The following is a 14,615-nucleotide window of genomic DNA, read 5'->3' as shown; positions in this document are numbered from 1 at the left end:
ACAGGGCGCGAAAACTATGAGAAGGCCGCACATGTGGCAATCACTCCACATAGATCGCATCTATGAGATCTATAGCGCAATAGCGGCTGGCGTGATGGCGCCGTTTCGCGATGCTGAACCGACCTGAAGCCCGATGGACTTGGATGCCGTCGCTCTCCTTGGGCGCGCTTCAACGACCTGCAGATATGGGCTGGCAAAATGAGGGCGGTATGGACGGAGTCCGCGTAGGTAAACGACTGATAGGCACGCAGTCCCCCGTCACGGTGGGGTGGGAAAATATCCCGCGCGTTGAAGGCGGGCCGCTCAAACGCGCCTTCTTCACCTGGTTCCAGCCCGCAGCGCTGCTCGCGCTCATCGCGTTCTGGTATTATGCGCCCAATTCTATAGCCAAGGCATCTACAGCCATCGGCATCGGCATCGCCTTCAAGGTGCTGCTGCTGGCCCTGGAATGGGTCAACCCGCGCCATGAGAGCTGGCGGCTGACCTGGAAAGAGCTGATCACCGACCTCTTTTATGTTGGGCTGGGCTACACGCTGCTCAGCATTGTCGAACATTTTATCGGCGCTGACGTGGCGATCGAGGCTGTTCAGCAGAATTTCAATTGGGAAAAGATCGCGTGGTTCATGGGCCTGCCGCTGCTGCTACAGGCGTTCCTGATCTCGTTCATCTTCGATTTCGGGCAATATTGGATGCATCGCGGAATGCATAACTGGTATCCGCTTTGGCTGACGCACGCGCCGCACCACTACATCACGCAGCTTAATATAAACAAGGGAGCAGTCGGCAATCCGGTCGAACTCTTCCTGATCGGGATCGGCATTGGTGGTTTCTTTGACTTCCTGCCCCGGGCGGCCTTGCTTGCGGGCACGTTGGGGCTTGCCGTCGGGACCTACCAGCACATCAACGTCCGCTTCAACTCCCCTCGCTGGTGGCGTTTCCTGTTCAACACCACCGAGCATCATAGCGTGCACCATTCTCAAGACTATGAGGGCAGCCGCAGCAACTATTCCAGCACCTGGATCATCATCGACCGCATGTTCGGCACCTGCGTTGATGGCGAAGCGGAGCTGTTGGGCATGGAGGGCGGCCGCAGGATGTCGGTCGGTGAAACCATGACCTTCCCCTTCACTGAAGCCTGGAAAACGATGAAGGCAAAGCTGCGCAGGGATCGCTTCGACGAGCCGACGATAGTGCCCGCGGAATGACAATGGCGCGGCGCGGGAATGGGGGAAATGGGGTGAACCGGCGCTTCATCGACTGGATCTGGAATATCAGGGGCAGCCTGGCGCTCGTTCCAGGACAGTCCAGCGACGATGCCTTTCGCCGGCTCGATCCACTGTTCCAGGAAGCCGGCACCAGCCATGAAAGGTCAGCCGACACACTGACGTTCCGCAAGAAGGGGCAGGCAGCTCAGGACAAGATGTCGGTGTTCGATGCTGGCGTGCTCCAGGTTAGAAAGGACGCAGCCGGTTCAGTGCTCCACTATCGCCTGAAAAGCCGTGCGCTGCTCTTCTGCTTTCTTGCCCCCTTGCTGTTCCTGGCCTTCGCTCAAGCCACGGTGATGATCGGCCAGTGGGAAAAGGCCTCGGCGCAATCGTCGGAGAAGAAGCCGGACAAGAAGAAGAAGGACGTTGCGCTGCCGCAGCACCCCATCGACGCCTTTCTGGGCGCACCGGCACCCGAAAAGCCGAAGGCGGACAAAGACAAAAAATCCGAGGACGAAGACAAGCCGTCGCCAAAGGCGGCCTATGTGTTCGCGGCCCTGTTCGCCACCCTCTATGTTGTCGGGCGCATCCTGGAAGCCAGGCTGGTGAAATCGCTGTTCCGCAGAAAGCTGCTGGGCGTGTGAACAGACGGGCCGAGCGCCTTTCTAGAGCGTAATCCGTTCATGCTGAACCGGTTTACGCTCTTTTTTCTTTTGTTTTCCGCATTTTCCGAGCCAGCAGATGATGCCATCTGCTTCGAAAATGCTCTAGACGTCCCGCCGCCCGAAAGAATGAAGCGGCATCACGTCAGTCAAGGCAAGATCTCCGGCCGCGATGCGGCGCTTCAGATAAGCGAATGTCTGCGCGGTCTGATTGAAAAGATGCTCGCCGCCTTTAAGCGGCGCGTAACGGGGAGCTTCGTCGTTCGTCAACGGGGCGACGACATAGTCATAATCGCAGGTGTGGAACATGGGGAAAGAATAGCGTTCCTCCCGGACCTTCTTCACGCGGTGCCTGGTCGCCAGATATCGCCCATTGGACAGGATTTCCATCATGTCGCCAATGTTCATGATCATCGCGCCTTCAACCAACGGCACGTCGATCCAACCCCCTTGCCTGCTGACAATCTGTAACCCAGGCACCGTCGCAAAGAGCAAGGTGAAGCACTCATAGTCGGTATGCGCGCCGATGCCCGGTCGGTCCTGCGCACTGTCGTCACGAGGATAGTGGATGAGGCGCAACTGGCTCGGCGGATTTAGACGATGTGCGTCGAAATGATCTTCATCCAGGCCCAGCGCCAGTGCAAAGGCCCCGAACAACTGACGGCCGATGTCCATGATATGGGCATAATAGGCCATGACATCGTCCCGGAAGCCCGCCATCTCCGGCCAGAGGTTGGGGCCGAGCAGCGGCCGCCGACCCTCGGCATGCAGATAATCGTAATTGACGTCATAGGCTTCCTTGAGGTCGACTACGCCTTCGCCGAACTGCTCCTCTCCGACCGGCACGTAACCGCTATGGTTCTGCGACCGGCCGATATAGCTTTCCATCTTGGCTGTCTGCTCCAGCGCAAAATACGCTATCGCCCGGCTGTGCAATCTGCGAAACAACGCCCAATCCAGTTGCTTACCGCTGATGTAGAGGAAGCCCGACTCCGCACAGGCGCGATCGAGAGCATGCGCTACGGCGATACGGTCATCGCGCGAGGCGCTTACCAAATTGGATATGTCGATGATGGGCAGCGAACGCATGCCACCCTGTTATGGAACATAGGTCATAAGGGTAAGTTGCGACCTAACGATGATTTGCATTGATTTGATCTATGTCGGCGGCGATGAGCAGCTATGGAAAGGCGGCCCATGACGGACAGGGGACAGTTGATAGATCGGAAGTTCGCCAGCCGAGTGGACTGGAACCTGATGCGCACCTTCGTGGACATCGTCCGGGCCGGGGGCATTGGCGCGGCCGCCCGGCAACTCAATCGGCAGCAGCCCAGCATCAGCGCCGCGCTCAAGCGGCTCGAGGATCATGTCGGCGCCACCCTCCTCCACCGCACCGCCACTGGCGTCGAGATGACGGCGGCGGGCAAGGCGTTGATGGCGCTTTGCGAAGACATGCTCGAATCAGCGCAGATGGTGCCGCATCAGATCGCGCAGGCGACCAAGCGAGTTGAAGGCTTCGTTCGCATCCAGATCATCTCCGGCCTGATGTCGCCCGAGTTTGACGAGGCGATTGCAAGCTTCCATCGGCGCAATCCCGCCATCCACATCGAAATTCGCGTGTCGCCATGGCGTCAGGTGCTCGACGCGCTCGAACAGGGCGAGGTCGAGATCGGCGTCGGCTATGACAGCAACGTTCGGGGAAGTCTGATGTACGAGCCGCTGCTGGTGGAGCGGCAGCAACTCTATTGCTCCCGCTACAGCCCCTATTTTGGCTACCGTCTCAGCCGCCTGCACGATCTGAAGGATGAAGGCTTCGTCCTCACCGGCGATGACGAGATCGAAGCGATCACGCATCTGCGTCGTCGCTACCGTCTTGGAACCCAGGTCAGCGGTCTTGCCGAAGACATTAACGAGGCGAGGCGGCTCATCGTGCAGGGGGTCGGCATCGGCTTCTTGCCAGTCCTTGCGGCCGAACAGGATGTCGCCAGGGAGCGGCTTTGGCCTATTCTGGACGCAGATATGGAACCGTCTTACGACATTTTCCTTCTCTCCCGTTCAGAACCCGCGAGAGACACGGCGACCCAGCTTTTCTGGGACGAGGTCATCCGCCGCTTGCGGGCCAAGAACCGGACATAGATTTCATCGATGCCTTACATCGGGATTTTACCCCTCCCATAATGACGCGCCGCAGCACAGCTTTCCATTCGAGCGAATGGAGGTGAATCATGCGGACAAATCAAGGGCGCAGGCCGCCCCTAAGTCCCGGCCATATAGCCGATAGCCTCTCCCGCATTGCCGCATTGATCGGTCGTCTGCTGCTCGCGGGCATGACTGCCAGGGCGCAGGTCCTGCTCGCGTCCCCGCCAGCCCGCGAGAAACGATGATCGTCGCGACCATGGCAAGCAAAACGACAAGTGCGATGAAGGATAACATCTTCAACTACATGCCGCCCGCGATGGTCGCAGCCCTTCTGTTTTTCTGGGCCCTGGGTCCTGAAATCCTGCTGGACCATCCTTTGACCCTGGTCGGTATGTCCGCGCTCATCACGATCAGCGTGCTCCTGCTCGAGCAGGTCCATGAACGCCACGCTGGTTGGCGCATGAACCGACAGGAATTTTTCACCGACCTCTTCTACGCGGTTCTCAGCGCCACCGTCATCGCATGGGTGTCGCGCAAGGTCGGTGAAGAACCGCTGGCAGCGGTCAAGGGTTCGTTAGGCATCACGACGCAATGGGCCATGCGCATGCCTTGGCTGGCGCAAGTCGGCCTCGTCGTATTTCTGATCGAATTCGGGCAATATTGGATGCATCGCCTGATGCACAATGTGACGCCCTTCTGGCTCACCCACGCCCCGCATCACCACCTCACGCAACTGAATGCAGCGAAAGGCACGGTCGGAAATCCGATCGAGCTGGTGCTGATCAGCCTCAGCATCGTGGCGCTGTTCGATCTTCAAACAACCGCAGTGTTTGCGGCAATCAATGTCCTTGGCGTCATTTCGACCTTTGCTCACGCCAATGTGCGGTCCGATCCGCCGATCTTCTACTCCTTCTTCTTCACGACGATCCGGCACCACAGCCTGCATCATTCGACCGATTATGAAAGCACCCGCTGCAACTATGGCAATTCGCTGATCCGTCTCGACCGCATCTTTGGCACCTATCGTGAGGGCGAAGCGGAACTGGTCGGCCAGGACGAACGCCGCCGCCTGTCGATCTGGGAACAGACGATTTTCCCCTTCGAGCCGCTGATTGCGCGATATAAGGCGCGCAAGGGTTCGGCGGAGACGAGCGGAGACAGCAGTGCCCCTGCCAAGGCGGTGGTGGAGCGGCCCCGGTCAGAAGCCATAGAGAGCCCGATCGCGGCATGACGGCCACATGCGCCTTGCGGGTCAGTCCGGCACGCGATGCGCTGGCCCAAGGCGACGTCCAGGCGGCGCGCCAGTTCGCTGCCAGGATGATGGCAAGCGATCCCAGCGATGCCGAAGGCCACTTCATCTTTGGCCTGGCGGAATCAAATGATGGCCGGATCGGCGCGGGTATCGAACATCTGGATCGAGCAGTGACGCTGGATCCTCAAGGGGAATATCGGGCTCAACTCGCCCGGCTCCTCGTCATGATGCGCCGCGACGGCGATGCCGCAGCGATCCTGCATGATGCCGAAAAGGCCCCGCCCACGGATGCACTGAGCCGCGACACGATTGGCTGCGTCTATGCGCGCCTGGGCGATCATGGCGCCGCGCTTGGCCATTTCGAAGAGGCTGTCCGGCTGGACCCGCCAAACATCAATTACCGCTACAATCTGGCAACGACGCTCAATTTTCTAGGCCGCTCAGACGAGGCAGAGACAGCACTGGAGGCGTTGCTAGCGCTCGCCCCGCAGGACGCGCGGGCGCACCATCTCCTGTCCGCGCTCCGCAAACAAAGGCCGGACAACAATCATGTAGATCGCCTGACTGCCACGCTTGCCGATGCGAAGGACAGCCGCAGCAGGCTGCTTCTGGGCTACGCGCTGACGAAGGAACTGGAGGATGTCGGCAGGCCGGACGAAGCGCTGAAGCAGCTTTGCGCGACCAATGCAGAGCATCGTCGAAACTTGCCTTATGCCTTCGCCCGCGACGCAGCGTTGTTCGACGCCGTGGAAGGCGCATGGCCGCTGGCTCCAGCGTCTGACGCGCCGGGCGATGCACCCATCTTCATCATCGGCATGCCCCGCACCGGCACCACGCTTGTCGACCGCATCCTGTCATCCCATCCCTTGGTCAAGAGCGCCGGCGAGTTGCAGGCCATGCCGCTTGCCGTGAAGAAAGCGGCTGGAACGAAATCCCCCACGGTCATGGACGCCGAGACCATTGCGGCTGCCGCACGCGCTGACATTGGGATGATCGGACGCGACTATCTGGACCGCGCCGCCCATCACCGCCGGCAGCCGGAACTCCGCTTTATCGACAAGTTTCCGGGCAACTTCTTCTATGCGGGATTCATCGCCCGCGCCCTGCCCGCCGCCAGGATCGTCTGCCTGCGCAGGCACCCCATGGACACGGTGCTCAGCAACTTCCGCAATCTCTTCGCAGTCAGTTCCCGCTATTATGACTATAGCTACGACTTGCTCGACATTGCTGCTTATTACGCCCGCTTCGACCGGCTGATGAGCCTGTGGCGCGAAGCCCTGCCAAGCCGCCTGATCGAACTGCGCTATGAAGATATTGTCGCCGATCAGGAAGGCGAGAGCCGCCGCCTGCTCGCCCATTGCGGGCTCGACTGGTCGGACAGCTGCCTGTCCTTCCACACGAACCATGCCCCGGTTTCCACCCCCAGCGCCGCCCAGGTGCGCCGCCCGATCTATGCCGACTCGGTCGGTCGATGGAAACGGCATGCCGACGTCCTGGAACCCGTGCGCCGCTTCTTCGAGCAGGCCGGGATCGACATATCATGACAGAAAGGAACCGGATCATGCCACCAGCCGCCAAATGGATGTTGATCCCCGTGCTCCTCGGTTCGGCCACGTCAGCACTCGCTGCGCCGGAGCCGAGCACGCGACTGGTGGAATGTTCAACGGGTGACTGCCTGCTCGTGACCGGCCGCCGCGACGACCGGCACGCCCCGGTCAGCATCAACGGCCATGAAATTGCGGTCAAAGGCGATTGCCGCTGGCAGGCCCGGCTGCCGGTCGAAACCTTCCGCGCCTGGTCCGCGCCCAACGCACGCACCGTGACCGTCTCCGTGGATGGCGAGGAAACGAAGGCCAGGCTGCCTGTCGGCATGTTTGTCCGGCCGGAGAAACTGACGATGCTCGTCATCAGGCCCAAGTAATATTGAGGTAACGCCCTAGTAATAATCGAACAAATTTCATTGTAGTCTTGAAATAATCATTGCTCGCTTCTATGTGATCCGCAGTCGCCGGAGAGCGGCGTTCGTCTGACGCACAGGAGACAATGATGAAGATTGGCTTTGTGGCTCTCGCCACTTTCGCATGCGCGATTCCCGTTTCCGCCTTCGCCGCCGACAACCCCTTCGCTCAGGATCAGACGATCCTCGACCTCAAGGGTCTCGACCTCGCTTCGGCAGACGGGCAGCAGCGCCTGGCCATCCGCATGGATCAGGCCGCCAACGCCGTATGTGGCCAACGCCTCGCCGCAGTGCATCTCGCAGCCAAAGCAAAAGCCCAGGAATGTCGCGCCGCCGTGCTGGCCGATGTCCGCTCGCAGATCGAAGCGCGCTTGGCCATGAACGCAAAGCCGGTCCAGGTCGCCGCCCGCTAATTGCTTGGCTGGTTCACCTCCGCCGCCCCATTCTTCAGGGCGACGGAGGAACAGCCTGCTTATTTTGCCAGTTTCTTCGGGTTGGGCCACCAGGTCAGCGTTTGCACGTCATGCGCTGAAGTCCACAGGCCCTTTTTGGTGAAACGCAGCGCGCCGCTGCCCTCTGCATTGCCGACACGCGCCTTGACCGTCATCGTGTCGGGGTCGATCACGACGAAGGTCTGATCTTCCGTGGTGCGCAGCCACACCATGCCTGCCCCGGTGTCGATGTCCCCATATTTCAGCACTTCGCCAACCTTGACGCGGCCGGTGACCTCGCCGTTTGCTGGATCGATGCGCGCGACGGTTCCGTCACCCTGCTCCTGAACCCATATGGCTCCTTCCCCGGCGGCCAGAAAAGCGGGCTCCTTGCCGAGCGCCGTGGTCTTGATCACCATATTGCTGGCCGGATCGATGCGCTGGATCGTCCCCGCCTCGCTGCTGACCGCCCACAGAGAGCCGAAGCCGAAGGCGAGGTAATGGGTGCCCACGCTGACCGGGATGGTAGCCGTGACCTCATTGCTGTCAGGATCGATGCGTGAGACCACGCCCTTCTGGTCGCTCGCGACCCAGACCGATCCTGCCCCGGCGACGACGTTTAGTTCGCCCTTGGGATTGGCGATGCCGGTAGGGATGGTGGCGCTCTTCTGCGCCTTGATCCTGTCGATTCGGACAAGCGCCTTTTCGTCGCAATCGGCCACCCACAAGGCATCGCCCAATATCGCCATCGCGCCGCAGGGTTTGGCCATCGGCACCGATGCGATCCTGCCCTGCCGCGACCAACGCTCGACGCGGGCGTCGTTGGTCGCCCACACGCTGTCGCCATCGACCGCCAGAAAGTCGGCAAAGCCCGGAACCTTTATCACCTGTTCCCCGTGCGCAGGCGACGCGGCAGCCGCCGTGGCACAGCCCGCCACCAGCATGGCGCCAAGGATTGGAAGCTTCGTCATGATCATCCTTCCCGGTTGATATAGGCGCGCCAGCCGCCAAGGGCGGTGATGTCTTCCGCCCCCGTTATCGCGCGCGGCTCGGCCACGAAGCCCTTGACGCTGCTGCCGTCCGCCAGCGTCACCGTGCCGATGGCGAGCGGCGCGGGCACTTCCGCGACGAAGCTGCCGAACTCGGCAACGCCCAGCTCATAGACTTCCAGCGCGATCGGACCGCCTTCGTCGCTATACACCAGCGCCGGCTTGGGCGGTACGCTGTCGGCCATCGCGTAAAGCCGGTAGTTGGGCGCGGTTTCGAAAGCACCGACGAACTGCGCGTCGCGCGACGTAAGCTGCCAATGCAGCGGCATGTCCTTCAGGTGCGCGCCCACAACGGCGAGTTTCACAGTCTGCATTTTGCCCTCCAGATCTAGTGGCGGTGGGGAAGGAAGATCGGCGACGGCGAAATAGGCGTCCGCTACATCGAGCAGGGCGCGGTCCGTGTCGGCCGGCCCGATCAGGGTGATGCCAAAGCCCGTGCCATTGGCGCGACTGCCCGCAGGAACGGCGACAGCCGCCATGTCGAGCAGGTTCACGAAATTGGTGTAGAAGCCGAGGGCGCTGTTGAGAGCAACCGGCGCGGCGAGCAATTCGCCGACGCGGAAGGTCGTGCCCGTCGTCGGGAACGCCAGCAGGTCGACCTCCGCCCATTGCTTATCGGCATGCCGCTTCAGTTCTGCCAGGCGATAGATGCCTTTGAACAGATCCACCGCGCTGATCGTAAGGCCAGGTTCCACCACCTCCCGCACGGTCGGATCGATGGCGCCCGGATCGTCGGCCAGGAGGCCGGACAAAGCGGCTGTGCGTTCCGCGACCCATGGCCCGCCATAGAGCAGCTGTGCTGCTTCCAGCAGCGGCGCGATGTCGATCTCAACCAGTTCGGCCAGCCCGCCAAGCCGCTCCAGCGCACGATCATACAGATATTCCGACTCCGCGTCGCCGAACCAGACCCGCTGGTCGCGCCTCGGCACGCCGATCCGCTTGCAGGAGAGCAGCCGGTCGGCCAATGGCTTTGAATAGGCATCCGCCGGATCGAAGCCGGCGATGATCCTGTCCAGCAGGCGCGCGTCGCCGCTGTCATTGGCGAAGACGGTAATGCAGTCGAGTGTGCGGCAGGCCGGCACCAGTCCCGCATTGCTCCACCGCCCCTTTGTCGGCTTGAAGCCTATCAAATGCTGAAATGCAGCTGGCACCCGGCCCGACCCGGCCGTGTCGGTGCCTAGTGCGAACGCGACCAGCCCAGCCGCTACCGCTACCGAGGAGCCCGAACTCGACCCCCCACTGACGTAGGCAAGGTTGTAGGCGTTGCGGGGACTACCATAGGGGCTGCGCGTCCCGTTGAGTCCGGTCGCGAACTGATCGAGATTGGTCTTCCCGATACAGATCGCTCCGGCTGCGGCAAGGCGGTCGACCACGGTTGCGGATGCGCCAGGGCTGTAGGCGAAAGCGGGACAGGCAGCAGTGGTCTCCGCCCCGGCCACATCGATATTGTCCTTGACCGCGAAGGGCACTCCAGCGAGCGGCAGGTCTTCGCCCGCAGCCAGCCGAGCGTCGACGGCTTTGGCGGCGGCGATCAGACTTTCCGCGCTGGGCCTGCTGATCCATATTTGCGGCTGGACGGCGTCATAGGCGGCGAGACGCCCAAGCGTTTCCTCCATCACGGCAAGGGCGCTGGTCCGCCCACCCCTGACCTCCTGCGCGATGGCGATCGCGCTGCGGCGGTCGAGCGCGGTCATGCCTGCGCCCTCAGCGCCAGCATCGGCGCGCCGGGCTGTAACGACTGCCGTTCCTGCACATAGAGCGCCTCGACAATCCCCGCGCCTGGGCTTTGCACTGCACATTCCATTTTCATTGCCTCAATGATGGCGATCGTGTCGCCAGCCTTCACTTCGTCGCCGACAGCGACCAGCAATTTCCAGATGCTCCCGCCAAAAGGGGTCTCGACCAGCGCGGCCCCATCCGGGATCTCGATCGTTCGCGATCCGGGCGCGTCGGCTTCGGCGAGGTCCGTGATGCGGTCGAACTCGCCGCTCCGCTGCCATTCGGCGCGTTCCTCATCGAAAGCCGCCTGCCGACGCGCCTCGAATTCCGCGATGGACGAGGCATTTTCCGCCAGGAAGGCGCGATAGTCGGCCAGCCGGAACTCCGATTGCTCGATCCTGATCGAGCGCCGCCCGCTGGGAAAGTCGCGACGCCATTCCACCAGCTCTTCCGCGCTGACCGGATAGAAGCGAATCTGGTCGAAGAAGCGCAGCAGCCAGGGCTTGCCCTCCACGAACGCATCCGTCTGGCGATGCGTGTTCCACACCTGAATGGTCCGGCCGAACAGCTGATAGCCGCCTGGCCCCTCCATGCCGTAGATGCACATATAGGCACCGCCGATGCCCACTACGTTGGGCGGAGTCCAAGTCCGTGCGGGATTATATTTGGTGGTGACAAGCCGGTGCCGGGGATCGACCGGGGTGGCCACCGGCGCGCCGAGATAGACGTCGCCCAGCCCCATGACGAGGTAGTTCGCCTCGAATATGAGATTTTCCACGGCCGCCACGTCGGGCAGGCCGTTCACCCGGCGGATGAACTCGACATTGTCCGGGCACCACGGAGCGTCGGCGCGCACCCCGCTCATATATTTCTCGATCGTCTCGATCGTGGCCGGATCGCGCCAGCTCAGCGGCAAATGCACGATACGGGAGGGTATGGTGAAATCCTCCAGATCGCCCAGCCGCTCTTCGGCGGCAATGAGGGCGGCCAGAGCGGCGCGTTGATCCAGCCTTTCGCCATCGAAATGAAGCTGAAGCGACCTTATGCCCGGCACCACATCCACCACGCCGGGTAGCGCGAGCCGCTCCAGTTCGGTCATCAGCGCATGGACCCGGATCCGCAACTCGATGTCGAGGACAATGGGACCATATTCGACCAGGATATTCCGGTCGCCCTGCTGTCGATAGACGGTGTGTGGCCGCCCCGGCCCTTCCGGGATGTCCGCAAGGATCGGCGAGAGCATGTCGATCGGCCGGGCTGGACCCGAATCTTCCGCCGCGCCCAAGGCTATCAGCCGCCGCTGCAACCTGTCCGCCGCGGCCGCGTCGCCGATATTGACCGGCACAAAGCGGAGCTTGTCGCCAGGCGCGAGCTGTCCGATCTTCCAGCGGTCAGCGGCGATGACAACGAAGGGGCAGACGAAACCGCCCAACGACGGACCATCGGGGCCAAGGATGATTGGCATGTCGCCGGTAAAGTCAACGGCGCCGATCGCGTAGGGATTGTCGTGGATATTGGACGGGTGCAGACCCGCCTCCCCTCCATCCGCCCGCGCCCACTCAGGCTTGGGCCCGATCAAGCGTACGCCGGTGCGGTTGCTGTTGTAATGGACTTGCCATTCAGCAGCAGCGATCGACGCTATGTCGGCTTGCGTGAAGAAGTCCGGCGCGCCGTGCGGGCCGTAGAGGACGCGCACCGTCCATTCGGTGGGTAGATCGGGCAGCGTGGCCGAAGGCAGCGGCGCGTCCGTTTCCTCGCTCGCAAGGTGCAACGTATCTCCTGCCAGCAGCCGGCGTGCGGCATGGCCGCCGAACCGGCCCAGCTCGAACGTGCTGCGGCTACCGAGATAGGGCGCGATATCGAGACCGCCGGCGAACAGGATATAGCCGCGCAGCCCTCCACCCGATGCGCGGCCAAGCGCCAGCGTCTGACCCGCCTGTACGGTGATCGCTGCACCGCGCGGAACCGGTTCACCGTCGAGTGTCGCTCCGAAATCGGCGCCCATCAGGCAGATGCGCGCTTCCGCCGTGAAGAGGATCGTCGGGCCGGTGACGGTGACTTCCAGGCCCGCTGTCCCTTCAGGGTTGCCGAGCAGCCGGTTGCCCAGGCGGAAAGACTGATCGTCCATGGGCCCCGACGGAGGCACGCCAACGGCCCAGAGCTTCTGGCGTCCGGGCCAGTCTTGCACTGTGGTGGCGGTGCCGCCGCTGATCACGCGGATGCTTCGGGCCTTGGAGGCGATCCCCGCCAACAAGCCCGTCGAAACCTCCCCGCTGACAAAGGCGGGCGCGCGGACAACGTCGCGCAGCCAGCGCAGGTTCGTCTCGATACCATCCACCCGGCTCTCTTCGAGCGCGGACTGCATCTTATCGATCGCCTCGGCGCGCGTCGCGGCATGGACGATGAGCTTGGCGAGCATGGGATCGTACCAGCTGGTGACCTCGCTGCCCGCCATGCACCATGTTTCAGCACGAATGTCGGCGGGGAACTCCAATGCTGTCAGCGCGCCCGAAGTCGGCCTATAGTCGAGCGCCGGATCCTCGGCATAGAGCCGCACCTGAACCGAATGCCCCCGAGGAGCGGGCGGATCGGCATCGAGAAAGGCGAAATCGCCCGCGCCGCCACGGATCATCCATTCGACAAGGTCGATCCCCATCACCTCTTCGGTGACGCCATGTTCGACCTGAAGGCGCGTGTTCATCTCCAGGAAGAAGAACTCCTCGCGCTCTGCGTCATAGAGAAACTCGACCGTTCCCGCCGATCGGTAATTCGCGGCCTCACCGAGGCGCGTTGCAGCCGCGATTAGATCGCGGCGCACGACTTCGGGCAGCAAGGGGGCGGGCGCTTCCTCAACCACCTTCTGGTTGCGGCGTTGAAGCGAACAGTCCCGCTCGCCCAGCGGCATGATTCGGCCCTGCCCGTCGCCGAACAACTGCACTTCGATGTGGCGGGCACGGCGGATATAGCGTTCAAGGAAGATGCCGGCATCGCCGAAATTGCTTTGGCCTTGGCGGGCAACGGCGGCGAAACCTTCGCGGACGTCGGCTTCGTCCTCACAAATGCGCATGCCGATGCCGCCGCCGCCGGCCGTCGCCTTCAATATCACGGGGAAACCGATTTCGTGCGCAGCGGCAACCGCTTCTTCTTCGCCGGTCAGCAGTCCGGTGCCCGGCGCGAGCGGAACGCCATGCGCGGCGGCGAGAGCACGCGCGCTGTGCTTGAGGCCAAAGGTGCGGATATTATCCGACGTGGGGCCAATGAAGACGATGCTGGCCGCCGCGCATGCTTCCGCAAACTCCACATTTTCGGCGAGGAAGCCATAGCCGGGATGGATCGCCCCCGCGCCGGTTGCGCGAGCAGCATCCAATATGGCGGCGATGTTGAGATAGCTGTCGGAAGCCCGCGCCGGGCCGATGCAGACCGCCTCGTCCGCCTGGGCGACGTGCAGCGATGCTTCATCCGCTTCGGAATATACCGCTACGGAGCGCAAGCCCATGCGCCTCAACGTGCGAATGATCCGAGTGGCGATCGCGCCCCGGTTGGCAATGAGGACCGTGTCGAAGCTCATGCGGCCACGATCATGCGGACGGAGGTGGGATTGAAGCCGTTGCAGGGATTGTTCATCTGCGGGCAGTTTGACACGACGACGATGACGTCCATTTCCGCTTTCAGATCCACCGTAAGACCGGGCGCGGAGATGCCATCGACGATCCCCAAGGACCCGTCCTCCTCGACCGGCACGTTCATGAAAAAGTTGATGTTGGAGACGATGTCGCGCTTGCCGCGCCCCTCGCGCAGGTTCGCCTCCAGAAAATTCTCGACGCACGCATGTTCCGCCTTGGTGTGGTGTCCGTAGCGCAGCGTGTTGGACTCGCATGAGCATGCGCCGCCGATCGTGTCATGATATTCTACGGAGGTCGCCGCTATGGTCATCATCGGCCGCCCCTCGTTCGACCGCAGCACCGTCCCTTCGCGCAGGAACAGGTTGCCCTGCGCCGACACGGTGTCCTGCGCGCTGTAGCGTTCGGCGTCGTCAGCCGCCGCGTAGAGGAGAAAGTCGACCGCCTGATTGCCCTCCAGATCGACGATACGCAGCGTCTGGCCGGCGGCGATATGGTGCAGCCATGGCGCGCGCGCAGGCACGATGACATCGTGGACGACCGGCCCCGAAAGGCCCGCCAAATGGGGATCGATGCTCATG

At 62.4% G+C, this 14,615-nt stretch carries 12 protein-coding genes; 7 read left to right on the top strand and 5 right to left on the bottom strand.

Annotation, left to right across the window (positions count from 1 at the left end; translation table 11 throughout):
- The first annotated feature begins 209 nt into the window (after window positions 1-209).
- Both B6S01_RS10870 and B6S01_RS10865 read left to right on the top strand, forming a co-directional pair.
- Window positions 210-1,205: a sterol desaturase family protein gene (locus B6S01_RS10870; RefSeq protein WP_037467828.1), complete on the top strand. Its 996-nt coding sequence runs from the start codon at window positions 210-212 to the stop codon at window positions 1,203-1,205.
- 32 nt (window positions 1,206-1,237) lie between these two features.
- The gene (locus B6S01_RS10865) at window positions 1,238-1,849 is read left to right on the top strand and encodes a hypothetical protein (RefSeq protein WP_037467829.1); all 612 of its coding nucleotides are present in this window, start codon (window positions 1,238-1,240) and stop codon (window positions 1,847-1,849) included.
- Window positions 1,850-1,972: 123 nt separating this feature from the next.
- Here B6S01_RS10865 and B6S01_RS10860 read toward each other — a convergent pair whose 3' ends face one another.
- On the bottom strand, window positions 1,973-2,956 hold the full coding sequence (locus B6S01_RS10860; protein ID WP_037467698.1) for an isopenicillin N synthase family dioxygenase: 984 nt from the start codon (window positions 2,954-2,956) through the stop codon (window positions 1,973-1,975).
- Window positions 2,957-3,064: 108 nt separating this feature from the next.
- Between B6S01_RS10860 and B6S01_RS10855 the strand changes: the two genes are divergently transcribed.
- From B6S01_RS10855 to B6S01_RS10835, 5 genes are all read left to right on the top strand, one after another.
- On the top strand, window positions 3,065-4,003 hold the full coding sequence (locus tag B6S01_RS10855; RefSeq protein ID WP_037467830.1) for a LysR family transcriptional regulator: 939 nt from the start codon (window positions 3,065-3,067) through the stop codon (window positions 4,001-4,003).
- A 283-nt stretch (window positions 4,004-4,286) separates the two neighbouring features.
- A complete protein-coding gene (locus B6S01_RS10850; protein WP_081570455.1) occupies window positions 4,287-5,237 on the top strand; it encodes a sterol desaturase family protein in 951 nt (316 codons plus the stop codon).
- Window positions 5,234-6,802 carry a tetratricopeptide repeat-containing sulfotransferase family protein gene (locus tag B6S01_RS10845; protein WP_037467700.1) on the top strand — a complete coding sequence of 523 codons (1,569 nt, stop codon included), beginning with the start codon at window positions 5,234-5,236 and terminating at the stop codon, window positions 6,800-6,802. Before B6S01_RS10850 ends, B6S01_RS10845 begins: the two co-directional genes overlap by 4 nt.
- Window positions 6,799-7,179, top strand: a complete 381-nt coding sequence (locus tag B6S01_RS10840; protein WP_231568046.1) for a hypothetical protein — start codon at window positions 6,799-6,801, stop codon at window positions 7,177-7,179. Before B6S01_RS10845 ends, B6S01_RS10840 begins: the two co-directional genes overlap by 4 nt.
- Window positions 7,180-7,301: 122 nt before the next feature.
- Window positions 7,302-7,628: a UrcA family protein gene (locus B6S01_RS10835; protein WP_409372949.1), complete on the top strand. Its 327-nt coding sequence runs from the start codon at window positions 7,302-7,304 to the stop codon at window positions 7,626-7,628.
- Between the two features lie 59 nt (window positions 7,629-7,687).
- Here the strand turns inward: B6S01_RS10835 and B6S01_RS10830 are convergent, their stop codons facing one another.
- Genes B6S01_RS10830 through B6S01_RS10815 form a run of 4 tightly spaced genes read right to left on the bottom strand, consistent with a single transcriptional unit; the run spans window position 7,688 to window position 14,614 of the window.
- The gene (locus tag B6S01_RS10830; RefSeq protein ID WP_037467834.1) at window positions 7,688-8,617 is read right to left on the bottom strand and encodes a Vgb family protein; all 930 of its coding nucleotides are present in this window, start codon (window positions 8,615-8,617) and stop codon (window positions 7,688-7,690) included.
- 2 nt (window positions 8,618-8,619) lie between these two features.
- Window positions 8,620-10,389, bottom strand: coding sequence for an allophanate hydrolase (atzF, locus tag B6S01_RS10825; protein WP_037467702.1), 1,770 nt, complete (start codon window positions 10,387-10,389; stop codon window positions 8,620-8,622).
- On the bottom strand, window positions 10,386-13,982 hold the full coding sequence (uca, locus tag B6S01_RS10820) for an urea carboxylase (RefSeq protein ID WP_037467703.1): 3,597 nt from the start codon (window positions 13,980-13,982) through the stop codon (window positions 10,386-10,388). The genes atzF and uca overlap by 4 nt, the downstream gene beginning before the upstream one ends.
- Window positions 13,979-14,614 (bottom strand): urea amidolyase associated protein UAAP2, encoded by a 636-nt coding sequence (locus tag B6S01_RS10815; protein WP_037467704.1) that lies wholly within the window; start codon window positions 14,612-14,614, stop codon window positions 13,979-13,981. The genes uca and B6S01_RS10815 overlap by 4 nt, the downstream gene beginning before the upstream one ends.
- Window position 14,615 lies beyond the last annotated feature (1 nt).

This window comes from Sphingobium herbicidovorans (assembly GCF_002080435.1).
Lineage (GTDB): Bacteria > Pseudomonadota > Alphaproteobacteria > Sphingomonadales > Sphingomonadaceae > Sphingobium > Sphingobium herbicidovorans.
This window is presented reverse-complemented; position numbering and strand designations above follow the sequence as displayed.

What these genes read in the sequence shown, in the direction of transcription:
- B6S01_RS10815 (WP_037467704.1), bottom strand. Translation starts at nt 14,614, where the DNA reads ATGAGCATCGATCCCCATTTGGCGGGCCTTTCGGGGCCGGTCGTCCAC.
- B6S01_RS10860 (WP_037467698.1), bottom strand. Translation starts at nt 2,956, where the DNA reads ATGCGTTCGCTGCCCATCATCGACATATCCAATTTGGTAAGCGCCTCG.
- B6S01_RS10850 (WP_081570455.1), top strand. Translation starts at nt 4,287, where the DNA reads ATGAAGGATAACATCTTCAACTACATGCCGCCCGCGATGGTCGCAGCC.
- B6S01_RS10840 (WP_231568046.1), top strand. Translation starts at nt 6,799, where the DNA reads ATGACAGAAAGGAACCGGATCATGCCACCAGCCGCCAAATGGATGTTG.
- atzF (WP_037467702.1), bottom strand. Translation starts at nt 10,389, where the DNA reads ATGACCGCGCTCGACCGCCGCAGCGCGATCGCCATCGCGCAGGAGGTC.
- B6S01_RS10855 (WP_037467830.1), top strand. Translation starts at nt 3,065, where the DNA reads ATGACGGACAGGGGACAGTTGATAGATCGGAAGTTCGCCAGCCGAGTG.
- uca (WP_037467703.1), bottom strand. Translation starts at nt 13,982, where the DNA reads ATGAGCTTCGACACGGTCCTCATTGCCAACCGGGGCGCGATCGCCACT.
- B6S01_RS10830 (WP_037467834.1), bottom strand. Translation starts at nt 8,617, where the DNA reads ATGACGAAGCTTCCAATCCTTGGCGCCATGCTGGTGGCGGGCTGTGCC.
- B6S01_RS10835 (WP_409372949.1), top strand. Translation starts at nt 7,302, where the DNA reads ATGATGAAGATTGGCTTTGTGGCTCTCGCCACTTTCGCATGCGCGATT.
- B6S01_RS10870 (WP_037467828.1), top strand. Translation starts at nt 210, where the DNA reads ATGGACGGAGTCCGCGTAGGTAAACGACTGATAGGCACGCAGTCCCCC.
- B6S01_RS10845 (WP_037467700.1), top strand. Translation starts at nt 5,234, where the DNA reads ATGACGGCCACATGCGCCTTGCGGGTCAGTCCGGCACGCGATGCGCTG.